We start from the raw sequence: 18,774 nt of genomic DNA, 5'->3' as shown, positions 1-18,774 counted from the left end.
GCGGTACCGGTCGGCGGAGACCGACACGGTCGGTGCAGGAGGCGCGGTGAGGGTCACGAGACGCCCCCGTCCACCGCCGCGTCGCCGAGCAACGCCGTCCGGGCACGGTCGAGCGCCGTGCCGAGTCGCGCGTCGACCTGGCCGACGCGCAGCTCGGCCTGGGAGTCGCCGCGGGCCAGGGTCGCGTCGGCGACGAAGGCCACGTCGGCGGCCACGGAGTCGCGCGTCACGTCGTCGAGCTGGGCGAGGTCGGCCGGGTGCAGGCGGACGGTGACGACGTCGCCGGGGTCGGTGACGGCGAGAGCCCGGGCGACGGCCGCGCGGGCCGTGCGTCCGGCGCGGGGGTCGGTGCCGTCGACCACGGACGACTCGTCGCCGAGGGACTCGGAGGCGCGCAGCTCGTAGCCGAGGACCGCCTCGGCGAGTTCGAAAGCGGTCGTGACCAGCGCCTCCTCGGCGTCGTCCAGGACCGGGGCGACACGGGCGTCGAGCGCGCGGGCCGACGCCGCGAGGGCCTCGACGGCGGACACGGTCGCGGACTGCAGGCGGTGCAGGAGGTCGGAGTGCTCGGCCTCGAGGACGGCCCGGCGGGCGGCCAGCTCGAGCTCGGCGGCCCGCAGGCCGGAGGCGTACCCGGCGGCGTGGCCACGGGCCTCGGCCCGGGCGTCGTGCGCCTGACGGGTGGCGGCGGCGTCGGACCCGGGCAACGTGACGGAGGGGTAGCTGACGCGCGCGAAGGCCGGGGCAGCGCCCTCGGGGGTCATCACGGAATCGAGCATCACGGGCCGTTCGGCGTTGTGGGGTGACGGCCGATCCGTGGCCAGGGGTGAGGTGAGCGATCCGTGCTCACCGGCGACTCTCGGCGTCGCCCGGGCCGGCGTTAGTCCTTGCCCCGAAGGGGGGCCGCCCCGTGGGCCGGAGCCGAGGCACGCCTCGCGGAAGGGCGGGGCGGAAGGAGGCGCGGGTGGGCTAGTCGACGAGGGCGTCGTCGTCGGAGCGGTGCATGGTGATCGCCCCCATCGCCTCGAGTTCGCGGATGGCGCGCACGACCGACGCCCGCGCCTCCTCGATCTGCGACTTGCGGACCGGACCCATCGACTGCAGCTCGTCGTCCAGCAGCTCGCGGTTGCGCTCGGAGACGTTGCCCCGGATGACCTCGGTGACCGCGGAGGGGGCGCCCTTCATCGCCGTGGCGAGGATCGCCGCGTCGATGCCCCGCAGCACCTGCTGGATGTCGCGCGATTCGAGCTTGACGATGTCCTCGAAGGTCAACATGCGCGAGCGCACCTCCTCGGCCAGCTCGGGGTCGCGTTCGTCGAGGCCCTCGAGCAGCGCCTTCTCGGTCGCCACGTCGCTCCGGTTCAGGATCTCGATCAACGGCTGGATGCCCCCGACGACCTCGACCTGCTCGCGCGGGGCGACGACCGCGCCGGCCCGCACCTTGAGGGTGGCCGCGACGATGCCGACCGACTCCGGGGTGGCCGTGCCCATCGTCGCGATGGCCTGGGCGACGTCGGCGCGCAGCTCGACGTCGAGGCCCGACATCACGGCCGACGCCTGCTGCGGCCGCAGGTGCGCCAGCACGAGGGCGATGGTCTGCGGCAGCTCGCCGTCGAGCAGCGTCACCACCTGACCGGCCTCGGCCTCGTCCAGGAACTCGAAGGACTTGCCGGCCATGTTCGACGCCATGCGCTCCATGACGCCGGCGGCGCGCTCGGAACCGAACGACGCCTCGAGCAGGCCGACGGCCACGTCGTGCCCGCCGCGCCGCTGGTAACGGCCGCTGACGCTGAGGTCGTGGAACTCGGCCACTGTGGCCTCGGCGATCGACGGGTCGACGCGACGCAGGCGCACGATCTCGGCGGCGATCTCCTCGGCCTCGACCTCGCTGAACTCCTTCATGACGGCGGCCGCACGGGCCTGGTCCATCTGCATCAGGATGACGGCGACCTTCTGCGGTCCGGTCAACGGCTTGCCGACGCCGGGCGCCGAGGGCGTGCCGAAGGTGGTGGGGACGAGGCTCATGCGGGCTGCCGGTCGTCCATCAGACCCCGCAGCAGCTCGGCGGTCTTGCCCGGGTCGCGCTCGGCCATCGCGTCGATCTCGGCCCGGCGGCGCTCGGCCGAGACGAACTCGGGCGAGGGGGTCGGGGCGTCGACCTCGAGCAGCTCGGTCTTCGCGTCGCCCATGCCGGGCAAGGTCAGCCGCGAGGTGGCGACGGCGTCGTCCAGCGACAGCGGCATCGTGGCGTCCCAGGTCTGAGCGCCGTTCTGCGGCGCGAGCTCGCCGAGGTCGACGTCCTCACGGTCCTGACGGCGGCTGCGACGGGCGAAGACGATCAGGCCCACGATGGCCGCGATCGCGATGGCCGCGACGATGCCGACGGTGCGGATCGTGCCCCACATCGCCTCGCTCGCGCTGGCCGCGTCGGCGGCCTTGAGCGCTTCGGCGGCGGCGTCCGCGGCCGAGGTGTCGAAGTCGACCTGGGCGACCTGCACGGTGTCGCCGCGGGCGGCGTCGATCCCGGCGGCGGCGCCGACCAGGTCGCGGACGCTCTGCATGTTGACGCCGTTCGCCGCGGCCGAGTTCAGGGCGACCGACACGGTCTGACGGCTCACCTCGCCGGCCGGCACGTTGAGGCTCTCGGTCACCTTGTCGACGGCGTTGTTCTTGGTGGTCGACTCGTTCGTGTACCCGCCGTCGGCGCCGGTGCCCGCCGTGGTCGTGCCGTCGGCGGCCGTGCCGGTCGGCACGGCGATGTTGTCGGGGCCGAGCACGCCGGTCGCGCCGGTGCCGTTCGCCCCGTTCGCGCCCGAGCCGTACTGCTCGGTGGCGCCCGACTCGTTGAGGGCGATCGGCCCCGAGGTCGGCTGCGAGAACGACTCGGTCACCTTCGTGCCCGAGCTCTGGTCGAGGTCGGCCGCCACCACGACCGACGAGTTGCCCGGGCCGACCATCTTGTCGAGCATGGCCTGCACCGAGGCCTGGACCTTGGACTCGTAGTCGCTCGCATCGCCGCCCGCGCCTCCGACCGCTCCGCTGCCGACGGCCGACAACACCGTGCCCGAGGCGTCGGTGACGGCCACGTCGGTGGCCTTCATGCCCTCGACGGAGGCGCTGGTGAGGTTGACGATGGCCTGCACCTGCTTGGAGTCCAGCGTCGCGCCGGCCCGTGTCTCGACGAAGACCGAGGCGGTCGGGTCGCGCTGCTCGGAGACGAACACCGAGTCCTCGGGGATCGCGAGCTGCACGCTGGCGTTCTTCACGCCGTCCATCGCCTTGATCGTGTTGGCGAGCTCGCCCTCGATGGCGCGCTTGTAGGTGACGTTCTGCTGGAACTCGGACGAGGTGACGCCCATGGTGTCGAGCAGCGAGTAGCCGCCGCCCGAGCTCGCGGCGGGCAGTCCCGCGGCCGCGGCCTTGAGGCGCTCGTCGTACACGTTCGCCTCGGGCACGAGGATCGTGCCGCCGCCCGCGGTCAACTGGTACGGCACGCCGTCGGTCTGCAGCAGCTCGACGATGGCGCTCGCGTCGGTCGGGTCGATGCCGCTGAACAGCGGCGTGTAGGTGGGCTTGCCGAGCCAGCTGACCAGCGCGACCACGCCGAGCACGAGGGCGGCGAGCAGGATGACGGCGATCGTGCGCTGCGCGACCGTGAAGCTCTTGAGGGCGGCACCCAGCTTGGCGAGCTGACCCTTGACGGCGGTGGGCATCAGGCCTGCATCCTCATGATCTCGTTGAAGGCGTCGACGCCCTTGTTGCGGACGGCGCTGACCAGCTCGAGCGTGACCTGGGCACGCGTCGCCGCGATGGTCGCGTCGTGGATGTCGGTCAGGTCACCCGTGACGGCCTTGACCGCGAGGGTCTTCGCCTCGGACTGCAGCTGCTGCAGGCCCTCGACGGCACCGGTCATGGTCGCGCCGAAGGTCGCGCCCGAGGCCGAGGAGGCGCCGGTCACGCCCGTCGCACCCGTCACGTCGGACGCGCCGCCGGCCCGCATGAGCGAGCCCACGTCGGCGTAGCCGGACTGTTGCACCGCCCCGAGGGCCTGGATTCCTGCGATGGGCATCAGCCACGTCCGATCTGGAGTGCGGCCTCGTAGGCCGTCTTGGCACGGTCGACCACGGCGGCGTTGGCCTGGTAGCCACGCTGCGCCATGATCAGGTCGCCCATCTGGGCGCCGAGGTCGATGTCGGGCATGCGCACGTACCCTTCGGCGTCGGCGAGCGGGTGGTCGGGGAGGTAGGTGACGCGGCCGGCCTCGCTGCCGTAGCGGTCGGCCTTGACGAAGACGCCGGACGTGCCGGCTCCCTCTTGCACCTCGACGTAGCGGGCCTGGAACGCGGTGTCGTCCATCGACTTGACGGTGTTGACGTTCGCGATGTTGTCCGAGACGGCGTCGAGCCACTTGCGGTGCACGGTCAGGCCGGTGCTCGCGATGCCGATCGCGTCGAAGGCGGTCACGAGTTCGTCCGGAACGCGGCACGCACGGCCGTCAGCTCGGAGTTCATGGCCTGCGTGGCGAACTGGTACCGCAGCACGGTGTCGACGTTCGACAGGGTCTCGGTGTCGAGGTTGACGTTGTTGCCGTCGAGGCGCGTGGGTTCGAGGCTGCGCGACGTGGACGCCTGGACCGCTCCGCTGCCGGACGCGACCGACCTGCCCAGCGCCTCCTCGAACTGCACCCGCTTGGCGGTGTAGTTCGGGGTGTTGACGTTCGCGATGTTCGCGGCGATCGTCTTCTGGCGCAGCGAGAGACCGTCGAGGGCGCTCTGCAGCGCCGCCTGCGTCACGGATTCGAGTGGCATGCCTGTCCCGGTGGGGTCGGTGGAGTGCGAGGGCCGATCCGTGGCCGGGGTGTGCGAGCGATCCGTGCTCACGGCGCTCTATCGGCGGGGTGGGACGTGACGTAAGCGGTGGGCGTCCGCCCGCCCCGTAGTGGGGGCGTCTCGGCGCGGCTGCTAGCGTCGCGTCGAGGGCGGCAGGGGACGGGAGGCGCGCGTATGGACGAGGACGGCCGACGACTGCTGGGGATCGGTGACGAGCACGCCACCGACCCCGACGAGAGGATCGTCGTGGACGACGACGAGGCGGCTGCGGACGCGGCTGTCGGTCGCCGATCGGTCGGCGCCCTGGTCGGGCTCGTGTTCCTCGCCCTCGTGGTGGCCGCGTTCGCCGTCGGGGTCGTGCTGCCCCTGCTCCTGTGGCCGGTCGGCCTGTGGCTCGGCCTCCAGCAGCAGCCCGCCGAGATCGCGTCACTCTGGTGGTTCGTGGGCCTCCGTGGGTGATCGCCGAGTGCTCTGCCTCGTGGTGTTGGGCCTCGCCCTCCTCACGGCGTGCAGCACGGGAACGACGGGCTCTCACGATGCGGACGACGGACTGTCCCTCGAAGAGACCGGCACGGTCGCCACGGAACTGATCGACGGCCTCCAAGCCCAGATCGACCCGACGCTCGTGGCGAGCGTCGAGGCCCAAGAGGACAGCGCGGCGGCGATCGGCGGCTCGGCGGACGACGCCGACGGCAGTATCCAGGAGTGGCGGGTGCTGCGGTACGTCAACCTCGTGCCCGACGCGCCTCAGCTCGACGTCGCCGAGTCGGTCATCGACGCCCGCGTCGCGGACGGCTGGACGGTGGGTCTCGACCGTGAGACGTCGAACGCAGGAGGCCGCTGGGTCACGTTGACCTCGGACGACGGCCGCTACGACGGCTTCGAGCTGACCGTGCAGGCCGGCGACGACGGTGCGTCACCCGGGCAGAACTACGTCCTCCTCGGCGTCGTCGGACCGACGGTCGAGACCGCACCCTCGGACTGAGCCGGGCCGCGCCTCCTCGGCCGCACGCCTCGGGGAGCGGGGGCGCATCGCACCGCCGGCTGGACGTCGCACCGCCGAAGAGGGCGGTGCGACGTTCAGTCCGTGGTGCGAAGCGGCGGCAGGGCGGCGGGCAGGAGGCGCGGGTCGCGTCAGGGGCGCGAGTAGCGGTGCTCGGGGCGGCCGGTGGTGCCGTAGCTGAGCTTCATCGTCACGAGGCCGTCGGCGGCGAGCGCCGCGAGGTAGCGCTGGGCCGTCGCGCGAGAGACCCCGACCCGGGCGGCGACGTCCGCCGCCGACAGCTCGAGCGGCCCGACGTCGGCCCCGCCGGCGGCACCGGCACCGGTCTCCGCGCCGAACTGCTCGAGCACCGCCTGCTCGGTCGCCGACCGCGACGGCGAGGCCGCCTTGGCCGCGTCGCCGGAATGGAGGATGCGCAGGGCCCGTTCGAGCGCCTCCTGGTCGACGGCCGTCCGCTCGTCGAGCACGTTGCGGTACCTCTGGTAGGCACGTAGCCGGTCGACGAGCGTGCCCGACGCGAACGGCTTGATCAGGTAGCCGAGCGCCCCACGCCGCAGGGCCCGGCGCACGGTCGTGGCGTCCGACGCGGCGCTGAGCACGAAGGCGTCCACGTCGACCTCGCGCAGCAGGTCGAGCCCGCTGCCGTCGGGCAGGTGCACGTCGAGCAGCAGCAGGTCGACGGGCTGCTCGGCGAGGACGCGTCGCACCTCGGCGACCGTCCCGACGGCCGGCAGCGCCCGCAGGCCGGGCAACTGCTCGACCTGGCGACGGTGCAGGTCGGCGACGTAGAAGTCGTCGTCGACCACGAGCACGGTGAGTTCGGTCGTCACGGGGTGGTCCTCTCGGAGCGGCGGGGGGCGCTGCCGGTGCGCGGGTCGGGCGATGCGTCGGGGGACGAGGAGGCACGGGCTGGTTCGGCCGCGGACGTCGCCACCGCCTCGCTCGAGACCGCGCCCACGAGCCTCGCGCAGAACACCGCGCCGTGCCCGTCACCGCCCGGCGAGCCGAGCCAGACGTCACCACCCCGGCGCCGGGCGATGTCACGGGACAACGGAAGTCCGAAGCCCAGGCCGTGCACCCGCGCGGGGTCGGGCTCGTCGTCGGCACCGTGCGGCCCGCGGTCGAACAGCCGCCCCGCGTCGGCGACGCCGTCGCCCGAGTCCATCACCGACAGGTGCAGGTCGGTGCCGTCGTCGAGCACCTCGACCTCGATCCAGGCGGGGGTGACCCGTCCGGCCACGGCGGCCCGCACCGCGTTGTCGACCAGGTTGCCGAGGACGGTCGTCACGTCGCCGGGCTCGACGACCGACCCCGTGACGAGCGTCTCGGGCCCGAGCTTCAGCAGCACGCCCCGTTCGGCCGCCTCGACGCCCTTCGCACCGAGGAACGCCTGGAGGTACGGCTCGGTCAACCGGTCGGCGTGGGCGACCGGGTAGCGCAACGGTCCGTGGTCGAGCACGTCGGCGAGGTAGGCGCGGGCCTGCTCGGCCCGACCGAGCTCGAGCATGCCCGACAGGGCGTGCAACCGGTTGGCGAACTCGTGTCGCTGCGCGCGGAGGGCCGTGGTCATCGCGCCGACGGCGTCGAGCCGACGCGTCAAGGCCTCGACGGCCGTGCGGTCGCGCACCACCGCGACCCGGCCGAGGTCGACCCCGTCGCGTGAGACCGGGCGCACGTCGACGAGCAGCACGTGGTGGTCGACCACGAGCGTGCTGTCGGTCGTGCCGTCGGTCGTCGTCGCGTCGTCCTGCCGGGCGCCCGGGCCGAGCAGCGCGACGAGCCCCTCGGGCAGGTCGAGCCCCTCGAGCGGCCGCCCCACGGCCGTCGCCGCGTCGAGCCCGAGCAGGCGTGCGGCCTGGTCGTTGCAGACCGTCACCACGCCGTCGCGGGACACCGCGAGCACGCCCTCGCCGACCCCGCCGAGCACGGCCTGCTGGTTCTGCACGAGGGTCGACAGCTCTTCGGGCTGCAGCCCGAGCGTCGCCCGGTCGAGCCGTCGCCGGATCAGCACCGACGCCACGACGCCGAGCGCGAGGGCCAGCACGGCCACCCCGACGACGGGCAGGGCGTCCTGCGCGAGGGTGTCGTAGACCCGGGTCGGCGCGTAGCCGACGCTGACCTCGCCGACGACGCCGACCGCCGAGCCCGGCTCGTCCGCGACCACCCCGGGGGCGTAGACCGGCACCTTCGCCCGGGCCGAGTCGCCGAGCGTGCCGCGCTCCCAGGCGACGACCTCCTCCCCGCGCAACGCCGCGTCGGGGCTGGTGCTGACGCGCTCACCGATGCGGGAGGGGTCCGGGTGCGCCAGCCGCACCCCGCGGTCGTCGGTCACGACGACGAAGAGCGCGCCGGTGCGCTGCCGGGCCGCGACCGCGGTGCGCTGCAGGGCTCCCCCGGCCAGCGCCTCCTCGTCGATCTCGGTGCCGTCGACGCTCAGCAGCGCGACCTGCTCACGGACGTCGGCGTCGCTGGCGACGCTCTGCGCCACGGCGAGGGCCGTCGACTCGGCCTCGCGCGCCAGGCGCTGCACGGCGATCGTGGCGAACACCGCGCTGGTCAGCAGCACGATGGCGGTGACGACGGCGAGCTGCAACAGCAGCACCTCCGTGGCGAAACGTCGCCTCCGGAGGCGCGGTGCCGGCGCCCGCGTCCCGTCGCGTCGCGCACCCGCCCCACGGCTCGCCGTCGTGCGGCGTCCCCGTGGTGAGCTGTCGTCGGTCACGCCCGCCAGGGTACCGGGCGCGGCCGACGCGCCCCGCGCCTCCTCGCGGCCCCGCCCTGCCCCCGCGCACGCGCCGCACCGCGTTTCGTGCACCGCACCTCGTCTAGGCGCGGTGCGGTGCACGAAACGCGGTGCCAAGCCGGGGGCGGGGGCGGGCGGGGCGGGGTCGGGCGGGGCAGGCCGTGCGTCCTGAGCAGAACGCGCAGAACGGCACCAACGCGCGATAGTCGGCCAATGCGCACAAGCGCGACGTGCGTCGGGAGGCGCGGCTAGCGTGCCCGGACACACGAACTGGACGAAGGAGTCCTGATGCTCGTCATCCTCGGCTATCTGATGATCGCCACCTTCATGGTGCTGATCATGACCAAACGGCTCTCGCCGATGCTCGCCCTGATCATGGTGCCGACCATCTTCGGCCTGTTCGCGGGGGCCGGTCTCGGCATCGGCGACATGGTCATCGAGGCGATCGGCGACCTGGCCCCGACCGCAGCGCTGCTGATGTTCGCGATCATGTACTTCGGCCTGATGATCGACGTCGGGCTGTTCGACCCGCTGGTCCGGTTCATCCTGCGGGTGACGGGCAACGACCCCGCGAAGATCGTGCTCGGCACGGCTCTGCTGGCCGGGGCCGTCTCGCTCGACGGCGACGGGTCGACCACCTTCATCGTGACGACCGCCGCCATGCTGCCGATCTACCTCAAGCTCGGCATGAGCCCGGTCGTGCTCACCTGCGTCGCAGGCCTCGCCAACGGCACGCTCAACATCGTCCCGTGGGGCGGGCCGACCGTCCGTGCGGCCGCCGCGCTGAACGTCGCGCCGTCCGACATCTTCGTGCCGCTCGTGCCGTCGCTGATCACCGGCTTGGTCATCGTGTTCGTCTTCGCCTGGCTCATGGGCCTGCGCGAGCGCCGCCGCCTCGGCACCGTCGAACTCGGCGGGTCCGTGCTCGCCGCCGCGGCCGAGAAGATGTCGCCGTTGTCGCGCGAGCTCGCCACGGCGGCCCGCGGCGGCGGACCGGGCAAGGCGGGCGTGGGGGTCTCGATGTTCACCAGCCCGACCGTCGCCCTGGGCCTCCGCGGCGGTCGCGCCGACGGCAGCCGGGCCGACGCCCCCGGCGAGCGCGCGGTCGACAACCCCGTCGGCGGCAGCGAGAACGGCACCCCGATGAGCGGCACCCTCGCCGACACGATGCTCGACCCCACGCGTGAGACCCTGCGCCCGAAGCTCATCTGGTTCAACTTCGCGCTGACCGTCGTCGTGATGGTGCTGCTCGTGCTCGACCTCTTCCCGCTGGCCTACGTCTTCATGGTCGGCGTCGCGGTCGCCCTGCTGATCAACTTCCCGAAGGTGAAGCAGCAGTCGGCCGAGATCGTCGCCCACGCGCCCAGCATCGTCGGCGTCGTCTCGATGGTCTTCGCGGCCGGCGTGCTGATCGGCGTGCTCAACGGCACGGGCATGGTCGACGCGATGGCGCAGTGGCTCGTGCAGGTGATCCCGAACGAGCTGGGACCGTACCTGGCCGTCATCACCGGGCTGCTCAGCCTGCCGCTCACCTTCTTCATGAGCAACGACGCCTTCTACTTCGGCATCCTTCCGGTCCTGGCCCAGAGCGCCGCCGCGTTCGGCATCGAACCCGTCGAGATGGCCCGCGCCTCGGTGATCGGCCAGCCCGTGCACCTCCAGAGCCCGCTCGTGCCGGCGATCCTGCTGCTGGTCAGCCTGGCGAACGTCAACCTCGGCGACCACCACAAGAAGGTTCTCTGGCGGGCGGCCGTGGTCTCGGTCGTGATGCTCGTGGTCGCGATCGTCGTCGGGGTGATCCCGTTCGGCTGAGTCGTCCTGTTCCGGCGAGATGTCACGACGTGCCGCTCACCTTTCGAGGTGAGCGGCACGTCGTGGCGTCTCGGTGGGGCCTGCCTAGCCGGTGGTGTCGAGGTAGACCGGACGCGAGGGCTCGTGCGAGGCCTCGACGGTCCGGACCGCGCCGAGATGCTGCAGCACGGCGGCGCGCGCGGCCTCGAGGCGGCCGATCACACCCCGCTGGCGCTCGGCCAACGAGGAGGCGCGGGTCGCCAGGTCCTGCGGCAACGGGCCCAGCCCCGCGGGGGGCGTCCAGCGTCGTGACGGGGTCGGCGGGGTCGCCGTGCCGGCGTCGCCTGCGGGAATCGAGGCATCAGCCTGGGTGACCAGCGCCTCCAGCTCGTCCAGGGCCGCGCGCCAGGCGGCGTGCGTCCGGTCGGTCCTAGGCGACACCGAGGGCTCCCGTGGGGGCGACCGTCGTGGTCTGCAACGAGGCACCCGCCTCGTGCCAGGCCTGGCGGAGCGGCTCGAGGAGGCCGACGACCTCGCGTGTGAGCGCCACGTCGCGGTGGACGTTGGCGTTGACCAGGGCGGTCGACGCGTAACCGTAGAGCGCGAGCAGGCCCTCGCCACCGTCCCAGACGTCGATCTTCAGCGACGACGACAGTTCGGCGACGATCGCCTGGGCGTGCACGAGCTGCTCACCGGCGACGACCCACGACCCGGCGACCTGGGCGGCCTCGGCGCGCGAGAGGTCGAGCATGAGGCGGTCGTAGAGCATCGTGACGAGCTGGACGGGCGTCGCCGAGAGCACCGCCTCCGAGGTGTACTGCGCCCGCTGGCGCTGCGCGGTGGTGGCGGGACCGTTCGCCGCGGCGAAGGCGGCGAATCCTTGTGCGTTCATCATCAGCTGCTCGTCGATGCGGTCAGGGAGGCGACCTGGCTGCTGAGCCAGGAGGACTGGGCCTGGAGGGCCTGCAGTTTCACCTCGAGCGAGTTGTACGTGGTCTGGAGGGTGGCGCGGCGCGCGGTGAGGCGCAGGTCCCAGTCGGCGATGCGCACGCCGAGGTCCTTCACGACCGACTGCTGGCCGGTGATCACCTGGGTCAAGGTGCCGGTCGTCTTGTCCGACGCGCTCGTCGCAGCCTCGGCCACGCGGCCGGCGAGTGCGCTGAGCATCGACTGCGTGCCGACCGGGTCGGCCGCCAGGGCGGCCTGGAACTTGTCGGCGTCGTAGGCGAAGGTGCCGTCCCGGGAGATGCTGATGCCGATCGACGAGGGCGACTTGCCGTCGATCGGTGCCGAGGCCGCCGACTGCAATGCCGTCTGAGCGGCCCGCACCGACGAGTCGCCGGTGTACGCACCGCCCTTGACCGTCGTGGCGCCGGTCGCACTCGTGCTGGTCGTCGTGGCTTGTCCGCTCGAGATGGCCGAGAGCACCGAGTTGAGGCTCGACACGAGCCCCGACGCGACCTTGCCGGCGGCGGCGGCGTCGCGAGCCACGGTCACGGAGACGGGCGTGGCCGACACGGCTGCGGCCGAGACGGTGACCGAGACGCCGGGCAGCAGGTCGGAGAACGTGTTGGAGGCGCTGGTCACCACCTGCTCGGCGGCGGTTCCCGCGTAGAGGGTCACCGAGGCGTCGCGGGCGGTCTTGACGACGGCGGCCCCCGCCTCGGCGAGGAGGTCGGGCGCGGTGCCGGCGTCCACCTCGGCGGCGGTTCCCCGGTGGACCGAGAAGTCGCCGCCGGCGCCCGTCGCGGTCGAGGTGAGCTGGAGGCGGTACTGCACGACGCCCGAGGCGTCCTTGCCCGAGGCGACCTTCAGGGCGGTGACGCCTGCTGCCGAGGCGTTGACGGCGGTGACGACGTCGTCGAGCGAGGCGGACGCGGCCGTGACCTCGACGGCCTTGCCGGCGGCCGAGGTGAAGGTCAGGACGGCGGGCTCGGCGGGCCAGGCGGTCATCGCGGCCGTGACGGCGGTCTTCGCCTGCGCGGTGGCACCGACGACGAACTCGATCGAGCCGGCGGCGGCCGTGGCTCCCGCCGAGGCCGTGACGGAGGTGGCGCTGCTCGTCGCCGTGAAGGCCTGCAGCGAGGCGGGCTTCGCCGCGGTCTTCGCGGTGTCGGCCAGTGCCGAGACCTGGGCGTTCAACGTCTGCATCGACGTGATGAAGCTGGTGGCGGCGCTGACCTTGTTCTTCAGCAGGGTCTGGGGGGTGCCCTCGATCTTGATCAGGTTGTTGATCAGGCTGGTGGTGTCGAGGCTGCTCGCGAGCCCGTCGATGCCGACGCTGGCCATGAGGTGCTCCTGTCGCAGGTCGGGGGTCGGAGGGGCAGGGGTGTGGTCGACGGACGTCGAGGTGAGCGACGCGGCCGGCACGCGGCGGGCGAGAGGATCAGCTCTCGACCCGCCCCGTGCCGGTCACGCGTCATGCCCGGGTGTCGCCCGACGGCCGCTGGGAGCGACCGCCGGGACGCTCTCCGACTAGCGGAGGAGCGACAGGACGCCCTGGGTGCTCTGGTTCGCCTGCGCGAGCATCGCGGTGCCGGCCTGGCTCAGGATGTTCGAGCGGGTGTACTTGACCATCTCCTGTGCCATGTCGGTGTCGCGGATGCGCGACTCGGCCGCCGTCAGGTTCTCCTTCGCCACGTTCGTCACGTTGATGGCGTGCTCGAAGCGGTTCTGGACGGCACCCAACTCGGAACGAGCCGTCGACACCTTCGTGATCTGCTCGTCGAGCAGCGTGATGGACGCACGAGCGGAGGTGGCGCTGGAGAAGTCCAGACCACCCGTGGCGACGGCACTGGCCGTGCCGCCGGTGACCGCGTCGCTGGTCGCGTTCGGGTCCGTCGTGGCGACGGCCCCGCCGTTGAGTGCACGGACCACGATGCCGGTGCCGGCACCGTTGTCGTTCTTCGTCACGCTGACGCTGAAGTTCGCCGAGAAGTTGGCATCCTCGCGAAGAGCGGTCGCGTAGGCCTCGACGCTCTTGTAGCCGTTTGCCGGGGCGGCCTGAGCCGTCTCGACCGTCGTGGCCACGCCGTCCTTCGTGAGCGTGAAGGACTGCTTGCCCGCGATCGCGGTGGAGTCCGCGATCGTGAAGCTCGTGCCCTCGCCGCCTGCGGCACCCGTGGTCAGGTTCTTCGTGATGGCAGTGACGTCGGCGACACCCAGGTTGACCGTGATCTGGTTGTCCGCGCTGCCGTTGGCGCCCACTTGGAAGGAGAGCGTCTTCTTCGAGCCGTCGAGCAGGTTGGTCCCGTTGAAGTTGGTCGACGCGGCGATGCGCGTGAGCTCCTCCTTGAGCGAGTTGACCTCGGTGGTGATGGCCTTACGCGACTCGACGTTGTTCGAGTCGTTACCGGCCTGGACGGCGAGGTCGCGCATGCGCTGGAGGATCGAGTGGGTCTCGGTGAGGCCACCTTCAGCGGTCTGCACGACCGAGATGCCGTCCTGGGAGTTGCGTGCGGCGACGGTCAGTCCACCGACCTGCGAACGCAGGCCCTCGGAGATCGCGAGGCCGGCCGCGTCGTCAGCGGCACGGTTGATGCGGAGACCGGACGAGAGCTTCTCGAGGCTCTTCGACAGGTCGTTCTGCGTGGCGTTCAGGTTGCGGTACGTGTTGTTGGCCGCGAGGTTGGTGTTGATCTGCATACCCATGGTGTTCTCCTCCGTGACTGGGTGGTGTTCGTCGGCCCGTCCGTGGGCTGACACCGGCTACTGTCGGCCGGTCGACCGCGACTGTTAGTCAGCCGCAGAAGTTTTTCGGGCGGTCTCAGACCGCCGTGCTGAGGCCGGCCGCGTCGGGCTCGCGCATGGCGCGGGCGATGCCGACGGCGGCGTTGGTCGCGACGCGCGACAGGTACGCGCTGCGGCGGGCGGGCGCGGTCTTCGAGACGGGCGCGAACTCGGCGTCGGGGTCGTCGGCGTAGTGCGCCTCGAGGGCGTCCCGCAGCAGACGGACCGCCTCGGTGCGCTGCTGCGACACCGCCGAGTGGGTGATGCCGAGCTCGTCGGCGATCTCGGTGACCGTGCGATCGCCGAAGTAGACGCCCTCGACGATCAGGCGCATGCGCTCGGGCAAGGCCTCGACGGCGGCGGCGACGTAGCGGCTGCGCTCCGAGACGAGCAGGTTCTCCTCGGGCAGCGGCAGGTCGGCGGCGAGGTGGTCGGCGACGGTGTCGTCGAGGGCCGAGACGGTGCGGGCCGCGTCGGTCAGGGCGCCGGCGGCCGTCTGCCGGTCGACGCCGAGGGCTCCAGCGATCTCGTCGACGCTGGGGGCGCGGCCGAGCGAGGCGGTGAGCGCCTCCTGCACGGCCAGGGTCTCCTTGATGCGCTTGCGGGTGCCGCGGCTGGCCCAGTCGCCCGAGCGCATGTCGTCGGCGAAGGCGCCGACGATGCGGGTGCGGGCGTAGGCGCCGAACGGGATGCCGAGCGTGGGGTCGAAGGCGTCGGCGGCCTGCACGAGGGCGACGGCACCGACCGAGGCGAGGTCGTCGCGCGACAGGTGGGTGGCGCGGGCGCACACCTCCGAGACGAGGTAACCGACCAACGGCAGGTTCTCCACCACCATGGCGTTGCGTTCGGTGCGGTTCATCGCGACTCCCAGTGCGAAGGGGACCTCTCGGGTCCGGTGACGGTGCCTCCGGGCGCGACGAACGGCCCTCTGATCAGGGCACGTCGACAGGGATCGCCGAGGAGGCGCGGGTCGCCGTGCGAGAGGACGGCGGGACCGCGGATGGTGATGTGCGACCGACCGGCGGGGCCCGTCGCTGCTCTGCAACGCTACCGAGCAGGAGGGGGCCGGCGGCAGGCCGGGGCTGCCCCCAGTGCGGGGGAACGTCCGTCATCCCTTCGGGGGACACACCCTGTGCCCCCACCCCCGTACTGGGTCGGAACGCCCCTTCCTTCGAGCGGTGGTTTAAGGCTAGGCGCCGCCCGGAGGACGCTCGGGCCGGTCGCTAACGCATGCCGCGCCTCCGCCGATAGTCACCCGTGCAGAGGACGTCAGGCACTCCTCGCCGACGACCGACGAACCCGACGTACCCGACCGAGGAGGCCCCCATGGGCGCGAACGAACTCTCCGCGCTGCTCTGGCGAGAGCGCGAACTGCTCGAGCTGCTGACCTTCAAGCTCGAGGAGGAGCAGCTGCTGCTCACCGCGGGCCGCAGCCGGTGGATCGACCACGCGACGCGTGAGGTCGAGCAGGTGCTCGGTCGCCTGCGGTCCGCGGGTCTCGAGCGCAGCGTCGAGGTGTCGGCCGTCGCCCGCGAGTGGGGCACCGACGAGGAGGCCCCGCTGCGCGAGATCGTCGCCGCGGCTCCGGCCGGCCCATGGGGCGAGATCTTCACCGCCCACCTGCGCGCCATGACCGAACTGACCGGCCGCATCGCCCAGCTGCGGGACGAGAACGAACGCTTCCTCCGGGCCGCCGCCCGCGCCACACAGGAGACCCTGGCCACCGCGTCCACCGGCCCCGCGACCGCGACGTACGACGCGTCCGGCCAGACCGGTCACGCGAACTCGGCCAGCGCCTCCGGCGGGCACCTCTTCGACGGGCGGCTCTGACGTGGCGAGCACCTTCGGCAGCCTCAACACGGCCTACCGCGGTCTGACCGCGGCCCGGACCGGCCTCGACGTGGTCGGCCAGAACATCGCCAACGTCAACACCGACGGCTACACGCGCCAGCGGGTCAGCCAGTCCTCGATCGAGGCCGCGGCCCGCGTGGGCCTGTTCTCGGCCGGCGTCCAGCCCGGACAGGGCGTGTCGGTCGACGGGATCGCCCGCATCGGCGACCGGTTCGCGGACGCGCAGGTCCGCGGCGCCGCGGGGGCCGCCGGCTACCAGGGCGTGCGCGCCTCGGTCACGGCCGCGCTCGAGTCGTCGCTGAACGAGCCGAGCACCACCGGGCTCTCGACGCAGCTCACGAAGTTCTGGTCGGCCTGGCAGGACGTCTCGAACAACCCCTCGGCCGCGGCACCCGCCGCCGTGCTGCTCGGGCAGGCGCAGACCATCGCGGGCACCCTCGCGAGCGGCTACAAGGCGGTGGACGACCAGTGGACCGCCCAGCGGCAACAGCTCGACGGCCTCGCCTCGCAGCTCAACTCGGCCGCGACCCAGGTCGCCGACCTCAACGTGCGCATCCGCACGGCACAGCAGCAGGGTGTCAGCACCAACGAGCTGGTGGACGCCCGCTCGGTGCTGACCGAGAAGATCGCGACACTGGCCGGAGGCACGGTGCGCGACAACGCGGACGGCACGGTCGACGTGATCGTCGGCGGCAACGCGCTCGTGTCGGGCGACTCGGCCCGGCAGGTGAAGGTGACCGGCGACTACACGCTGGCCAGCGCCTCCTCGGGCGTCTCGCTCGAATGGACCCACCGCGCCGGCGACCCCGTCCCGCTCGACGGCGGCAGCATCGCCGGCTCGCTGTCGGTCCTCGCCCCGGCCGCGCCCGGTGGCGGTGGCGGTGGCGGCGTCCTCGCCGAGGCCGCCGCGAGCTACGACGCCCTCGCGACCCAGCTCGCGGCCCAGGTCAACGCGGTCCACGCGACCGGGACCACGGCCGACGGCACCACCGGCCACGCGTTCTTCGCGTTCACCGCCGGCGTGCCCGCGGCCCGCGGCCTGACCGTCGTGCCGACCGGCGCCGCCACGATCGCCTCGGGCAATGGCACGGGGGGCGCCCTCGACGGGTCCGTCGCCCGGTCGATCGGTCAGATCGGCCTGTCGACCGGCTCGCCCGACCGCGCCTGGGGCTCGATCGTCAGCACGATCGGCGCGGTCGCGCAGACCGAGGCCGACCGCTCGACGCTCACCGACCTGTCGGCCACGTCGGCCAAGAACCGGCAGCTCTCGACGGCCGGGGTCAGCCTCGACGAGGAGAACGTCAACCTGCTCACCTATCAGCACGCCTACCAGGGCGCCGCCCGCGTCATGACCGCGATCGACGAGATGCTCGACACGTTGATCAACGGCATGGGACGGGTCGGGAGGTAACCGATGATCACCCGCACGACCAACCAGATGGCCGTCATGGACGCCCAGCGGCACCTGCTCGTCAGCAAGGCCCGCGTCTCGGAGGCCCAGGAACGCGCCTCGACCCTCGACCGCATCTCGAAGCCGTCCGACGACCCGACCGGCACCGCCGAAGCGCTGCGCGTCAAGGCCGACCAGGCCGCCAACGCGCAGTGGAGCCGCAACGCGGGCGACGCGAACGCGTGGCTCTCGACCGCCGACTCGGCCCTCTCGGCCGCCGACGACGTGCTGAAGCGCGTCCGCGACCTCACGGTGCAGGGCGCCAACACCGGCGCCCAGTCGCCGGCGTCCCTCGAGGCCATCGCCACCGAGATCGACGGCCTCAAGGCCGACCTGCTCACCCGCACCAACACGACCTACGCCGGGCGCAGCGTCTTCGCCGGCACCTCGGACGCGGGTGTGGCCTTCCGGTCGGACTTCAGCTTCACCGGCACCCCCGGGTCGGCCGTCACCCGTCAGGTCGGCGGCGAGACGAGCGTCCGGGTCGACGCCGACGGCGCCGCGGCCTTCGGCACCGGCGACGACTCGGTGTTCAGCCTGCTCGACCGCATCACGACCGACCTGCGTGCCGGAGTCAACGTGGGCTCGCGCCTCACCGAGGTCGACGCCCGACTGACGTCGCTGCGCGGCGTACAGTCCGACATCGGGGCACGACAGTCCCAGATCCTGAGAGCCGAGGACACCCTCTTGGACACCCAGACCACGCTCGAGGCGCATCGCGCCGGCATCATGGACCTCGATCTCGGCCAGGCCGTGCTCGACCTGCAGATGCAGAACACGTCGTACCAGGCGGCCCTCGCGGTCACCGCCAAGGTGCTGCAGCCCTCGCTGATGGACTTCCTCCGATGAGCGCGCAGGCAGCCCGCGAGGTCAGCGGCTCCGTCGTGTCGTTCACCGCGCCTCCGTTCGGTCTCGAACCGCTCGTGGACTTCACCCTCGAGCGCATCGAGGGCGCGACGGGCCTGTTCGCGCTTCGCGCGGCCGACTCCGAGACGCGGCTCTTCGTGCTCGACGCGTCGGTGCACCTGCCCGACTACTCCCCCGTCGTGACCGACGACCAGACCCACGCCCTCGACCTGCAGGACGCAGCCGAGGCCCTGCTGCTCGTCGTCGCGACGCCCGCGTCGACCGGCATGACCGTCAACCTGCTGGCACCGATCGTGGTCAACGTGCGCACCGGGGCGGGCGCCCAGCTGATCCTCGAGGGCCAGGAGTGGCCGCTGCGCGCGGAGCTCAGCCCGCGCGCGTAGGCCCGCCTCGCGGCTGGGCGGCGGCTCGCCTCGCGGCTGGGCGGCGGCTGCGAAGGCGGTCACGGTGTGGTGACGACCGATGCGGGCGTGGCGGGCATCGGCTTGCCTGGGACGCAGGAGGCGCGACC

General features: G+C 72.5%; 20 protein-coding genes. 7 read left to right on the top strand and 13 right to left on the bottom strand.

The genetic code is table 11. The features are described 5' to 3' along the window. Positions 1-53: 53 nt before the first annotated feature. The 6 genes from EDF50_RS10685 to EDF50_RS10660 all read right to left on the bottom strand — a co-directional run bounded on the left by EDF50_RS10685 (position 54) and on the right by EDF50_RS10660 (position 4,808). A complete protein-coding gene (locus EDF50_RS10685; RefSeq protein WP_148076818.1) occupies positions 54-767 on the bottom strand; it encodes a FliH/SctL family protein in 714 nt (237 codons plus the stop codon). A gap of 202 nt (positions 768-969) precedes the next feature. Beyond that, the gene (gene fliG / locus EDF50_RS10680; protein ID WP_123519547.1) at positions 970-2,025 is read right to left on the bottom strand and encodes a flagellar motor switch protein FliG; all 1,056 of its coding nucleotides are present in this window, start codon (positions 2,023-2,025) and stop codon (positions 970-972) included. Beyond that, a complete protein-coding gene (gene fliF, locus EDF50_RS10675) occupies positions 2,022-3,713 on the bottom strand; it encodes a flagellar basal-body MS-ring/collar protein FliF (RefSeq protein WP_123519546.1) in 1,692 nt (563 codons plus the stop codon). Before fliF ends, fliG begins: the two co-directional genes overlap by 4 nt. Next, positions 3,713-4,069 carry a flagellar hook-basal body complex protein FliE gene (fliE, locus tag EDF50_RS10670; protein ID WP_123519545.1) on the bottom strand — a complete coding sequence of 119 codons (357 nt, stop codon included), beginning with the start codon at positions 4,067-4,069 and terminating at the stop codon, positions 3,713-3,715. Before fliE ends, fliF begins: the two co-directional genes overlap by 1 nt. After that, positions 4,069-4,464, bottom strand: a complete 396-nt coding sequence (locus tag EDF50_RS10665) for a flagellar basal body rod protein FlgC (protein WP_043596823.1) — start codon at positions 4,462-4,464, stop codon at positions 4,069-4,071. Before EDF50_RS10665 ends, fliE begins: the two co-directional genes overlap by 1 nt. After that, positions 4,461-4,808 carry a flagellar basal body protein gene (locus tag EDF50_RS10660; protein WP_055975153.1) on the bottom strand — a complete coding sequence of 116 codons (348 nt, stop codon included), beginning with the start codon at positions 4,806-4,808 and terminating at the stop codon, positions 4,461-4,463. The genes EDF50_RS10665 and EDF50_RS10660 overlap by 4 nt, the downstream gene beginning before the upstream one ends. 195 nt (positions 4,809-5,003) lie before the next feature. Between EDF50_RS10660 and EDF50_RS10655 the strand changes: the two genes are divergently transcribed. Together EDF50_RS10655 and EDF50_RS10650 are read left to right on the top strand one after the other, a co-directional pair. Continuing rightward, positions 5,004-5,288 carry a hypothetical protein gene (locus EDF50_RS10655; protein WP_123519544.1) on the top strand — a complete coding sequence of 95 codons (285 nt, stop codon included), beginning with the start codon at positions 5,004-5,006 and terminating at the stop codon, positions 5,286-5,288. Continuing rightward, the gene (locus EDF50_RS10650; RefSeq protein WP_148076817.1) at positions 5,281-5,814 is read left to right on the top strand and encodes a hypothetical protein; all 534 of its coding nucleotides are present in this window, start codon (positions 5,281-5,283) and stop codon (positions 5,812-5,814) included. Before EDF50_RS10655 ends, EDF50_RS10650 begins: the two co-directional genes overlap by 8 nt. A gap of 149 nt (positions 5,815-5,963) precedes the next feature. On the opposite strand, the gene EDF50_RS10645 is transcribed toward EDF50_RS10650, so the two are convergent. After that, positions 5,964-6,662, bottom strand: a complete 699-nt coding sequence (locus EDF50_RS10645; RefSeq protein ID WP_123519542.1) for a response regulator — start codon at positions 6,660-6,662, stop codon at positions 5,964-5,966. Continuing rightward, complete coding sequence (locus EDF50_RS10640) at positions 6,659-8,554, bottom strand: sensor histidine kinase (protein ID WP_123519541.1); 1,896 nt, start codon at positions 8,552-8,554, stop codon at positions 6,659-6,661. The genes EDF50_RS10645 and EDF50_RS10640 overlap by 4 nt, the downstream gene beginning before the upstream one ends. A 309-nt stretch (positions 8,555-8,863) precedes the next feature. Here EDF50_RS10640 and EDF50_RS10635 point away from each other — a divergent pair, with 309 nt between their 5' ends. Then, the gene (locus tag EDF50_RS10635) at positions 8,864-10,387 is read left to right on the top strand and encodes a CitMHS family transporter (protein WP_123519540.1); all 1,524 of its coding nucleotides are present in this window, start codon (positions 8,864-8,866) and stop codon (positions 10,385-10,387) included. Positions 10,388-10,471: 84 nt separating this feature from the next. On the opposite strand, the gene EDF50_RS10630 is transcribed toward EDF50_RS10635, so the two are convergent. The 5 genes from EDF50_RS10630 to EDF50_RS10610 form a co-directional block, all read right to left on the bottom strand. Further along, the gene (locus tag EDF50_RS10630) at positions 10,472-10,807 is read right to left on the bottom strand and encodes a hypothetical protein (protein ID WP_123519539.1); all 336 of its coding nucleotides are present in this window, start codon (positions 10,805-10,807) and stop codon (positions 10,472-10,474) included. Further along, positions 10,797-11,261 carry a flagellar export chaperone FliS gene (gene fliS, locus EDF50_RS10625; RefSeq protein ID WP_370453993.1) on the bottom strand — a complete coding sequence of 155 codons (465 nt, stop codon included), beginning with the start codon at positions 11,259-11,261 and terminating at the stop codon, positions 10,797-10,799. Before fliS ends, EDF50_RS10630 begins: the two co-directional genes overlap by 11 nt. Further along, on the bottom strand, positions 11,261-12,655 hold the full coding sequence (gene fliD, locus EDF50_RS10620; protein ID WP_123519695.1) for a flagellar filament capping protein FliD: 1,395 nt from the start codon (positions 12,653-12,655) through the stop codon (positions 11,261-11,263). The genes fliS and fliD overlap by 1 nt, the downstream gene beginning before the upstream one ends. Positions 12,656-12,841: 186 nt before the next feature. Then, positions 12,842-14,017 (bottom strand): flagellin, encoded by a 1,176-nt coding sequence (locus EDF50_RS10615; RefSeq protein WP_123519537.1) that lies wholly within the window; start codon positions 14,015-14,017, stop codon positions 12,842-12,844. Positions 14,018-14,132: 115 nt separating this feature from the next. Then, positions 14,133-14,954 carry a sigma-70 family RNA polymerase sigma factor gene (locus tag EDF50_RS10610; RefSeq protein WP_123519536.1) on the bottom strand — a complete coding sequence of 274 codons (822 nt, stop codon included), beginning with the start codon at positions 14,952-14,954 and terminating at the stop codon, positions 14,133-14,135. A 467-nt stretch (positions 14,955-15,421) separates the two neighbouring features. On the opposite strand from EDF50_RS10610, the gene EDF50_RS10605 reads away from it, so the two are divergent. The 4 genes from EDF50_RS10605 to EDF50_RS10590 are packed head-to-tail and all read left to right on the top strand — an operon-like array spanning position 15,422 to position 18,646. Next, complete coding sequence (locus EDF50_RS10605; RefSeq protein ID WP_123519535.1) at positions 15,422-15,925, top strand: flagellar protein FlgN; 504 nt, start codon at positions 15,422-15,424, stop codon at positions 15,923-15,925. Between the two features lies 1 nt (position 15,926). Next, a complete protein-coding gene (flgK, locus tag EDF50_RS10600; RefSeq protein ID WP_123519534.1) occupies positions 15,927-17,357 on the top strand; it encodes a flagellar hook-associated protein FlgK in 1,431 nt (476 codons plus the stop codon). A 3-nt stretch (positions 17,358-17,360) separates the two neighbouring features. Further along, positions 17,361-18,245 carry a flagellin gene (locus EDF50_RS10595; protein WP_123519533.1) on the top strand — a complete coding sequence of 295 codons (885 nt, stop codon included), beginning with the start codon at positions 17,361-17,363 and terminating at the stop codon, positions 18,243-18,245. Beyond that, the gene (locus EDF50_RS10590; RefSeq protein ID WP_123519532.1) at positions 18,242-18,646 is read left to right on the top strand and encodes a flagellar assembly protein FliW; all 405 of its coding nucleotides are present in this window, start codon (positions 18,242-18,244) and stop codon (positions 18,644-18,646) included. The genes EDF50_RS10595 and EDF50_RS10590 overlap by 4 nt, the downstream gene beginning before the upstream one ends. Positions 18,647-18,774: the final 128 nt, after the last annotated feature.

Source organism: Frigoribacterium sp. PhB24 (assembly GCF_003755185.1).
Classification (GTDB): domain Bacteria; phylum Actinomycetota; class Actinomycetes; order Actinomycetales; family Microbacteriaceae; genus Frigoribacterium.
Note: the sequence above shows the minus strand (reverse complement) of the source record. Positions and strands in the feature narration are given on the sequence as shown.

What these genes read in the sequence shown, in the direction of transcription:
- fliG (WP_123519547.1), bottom strand. Translation starts at nt 2,025, where the DNA reads ATGAGCCTCGTCCCCACCACCTTCGGCACGCCCTCGGCGCCCGGCGTC.
- fliF (WP_123519546.1), bottom strand. Translation starts at nt 3,713, where the DNA reads ATGCCCACCGCCGTCAAGGGTCAGCTCGCCAAGCTGGGTGCCGCCCTC.
- fliE (WP_123519545.1), bottom strand. Translation starts at nt 4,069, where the DNA reads ATGCCCATCGCAGGAATCCAGGCCCTCGGGGCGGTGCAACAGTCCGGC.
- EDF50_RS10660 (WP_055975153.1), bottom strand. Translation starts at nt 4,808, where the DNA reads ATGCCACTCGAATCCGTGACGCAGGCGGCGCTGCAGAGCGCCCTCGAC.
- EDF50_RS10655 (WP_123519544.1), top strand. Translation starts at nt 5,004, where the DNA reads ATGGACGAGGACGGCCGACGACTGCTGGGGATCGGTGACGAGCACGCC.
- EDF50_RS10635 (WP_123519540.1), top strand. Translation starts at nt 8,864, where the DNA reads ATGCTCGTCATCCTCGGCTATCTGATGATCGCCACCTTCATGGTGCTG.
- fliS (WP_370453993.1), bottom strand. Translation starts at nt 11,261, where the DNA reads ATGATGAACGCACAAGGATTCGCCGCCTTCGCCGCGGCGAACGGTCCC.
- fliD (WP_123519695.1), bottom strand. Translation starts at nt 12,655, where the DNA reads ATGGCCAGCGTCGGCATCGACGGGCTCGCGAGCAGCCTCGACACCACC.
- EDF50_RS10615 (WP_123519537.1), bottom strand. Translation starts at nt 14,017, where the DNA reads ATGGGTATGCAGATCAACACCAACCTCGCGGCCAACAACACGTACCGC.
- EDF50_RS10610 (WP_123519536.1), bottom strand. Translation starts at nt 14,954, where the DNA reads ATGAACCGCACCGAACGCAACGCCATGGTGGTGGAGAACCTGCCGTTG.
- EDF50_RS10605 (WP_123519535.1), top strand. Translation starts at nt 15,422, where the DNA reads ATGGGCGCGAACGAACTCTCCGCGCTGCTCTGGCGAGAGCGCGAACTG.
- EDF50_RS10595 (WP_123519533.1), top strand. Translation starts at nt 17,361, where the DNA reads ATGATCACCCGCACGACCAACCAGATGGCCGTCATGGACGCCCAGCGG.
- EDF50_RS10590 (WP_123519532.1), top strand. Translation starts at nt 18,242, where the DNA reads ATGAGCGCGCAGGCAGCCCGCGAGGTCAGCGGCTCCGTCGTGTCGTTC.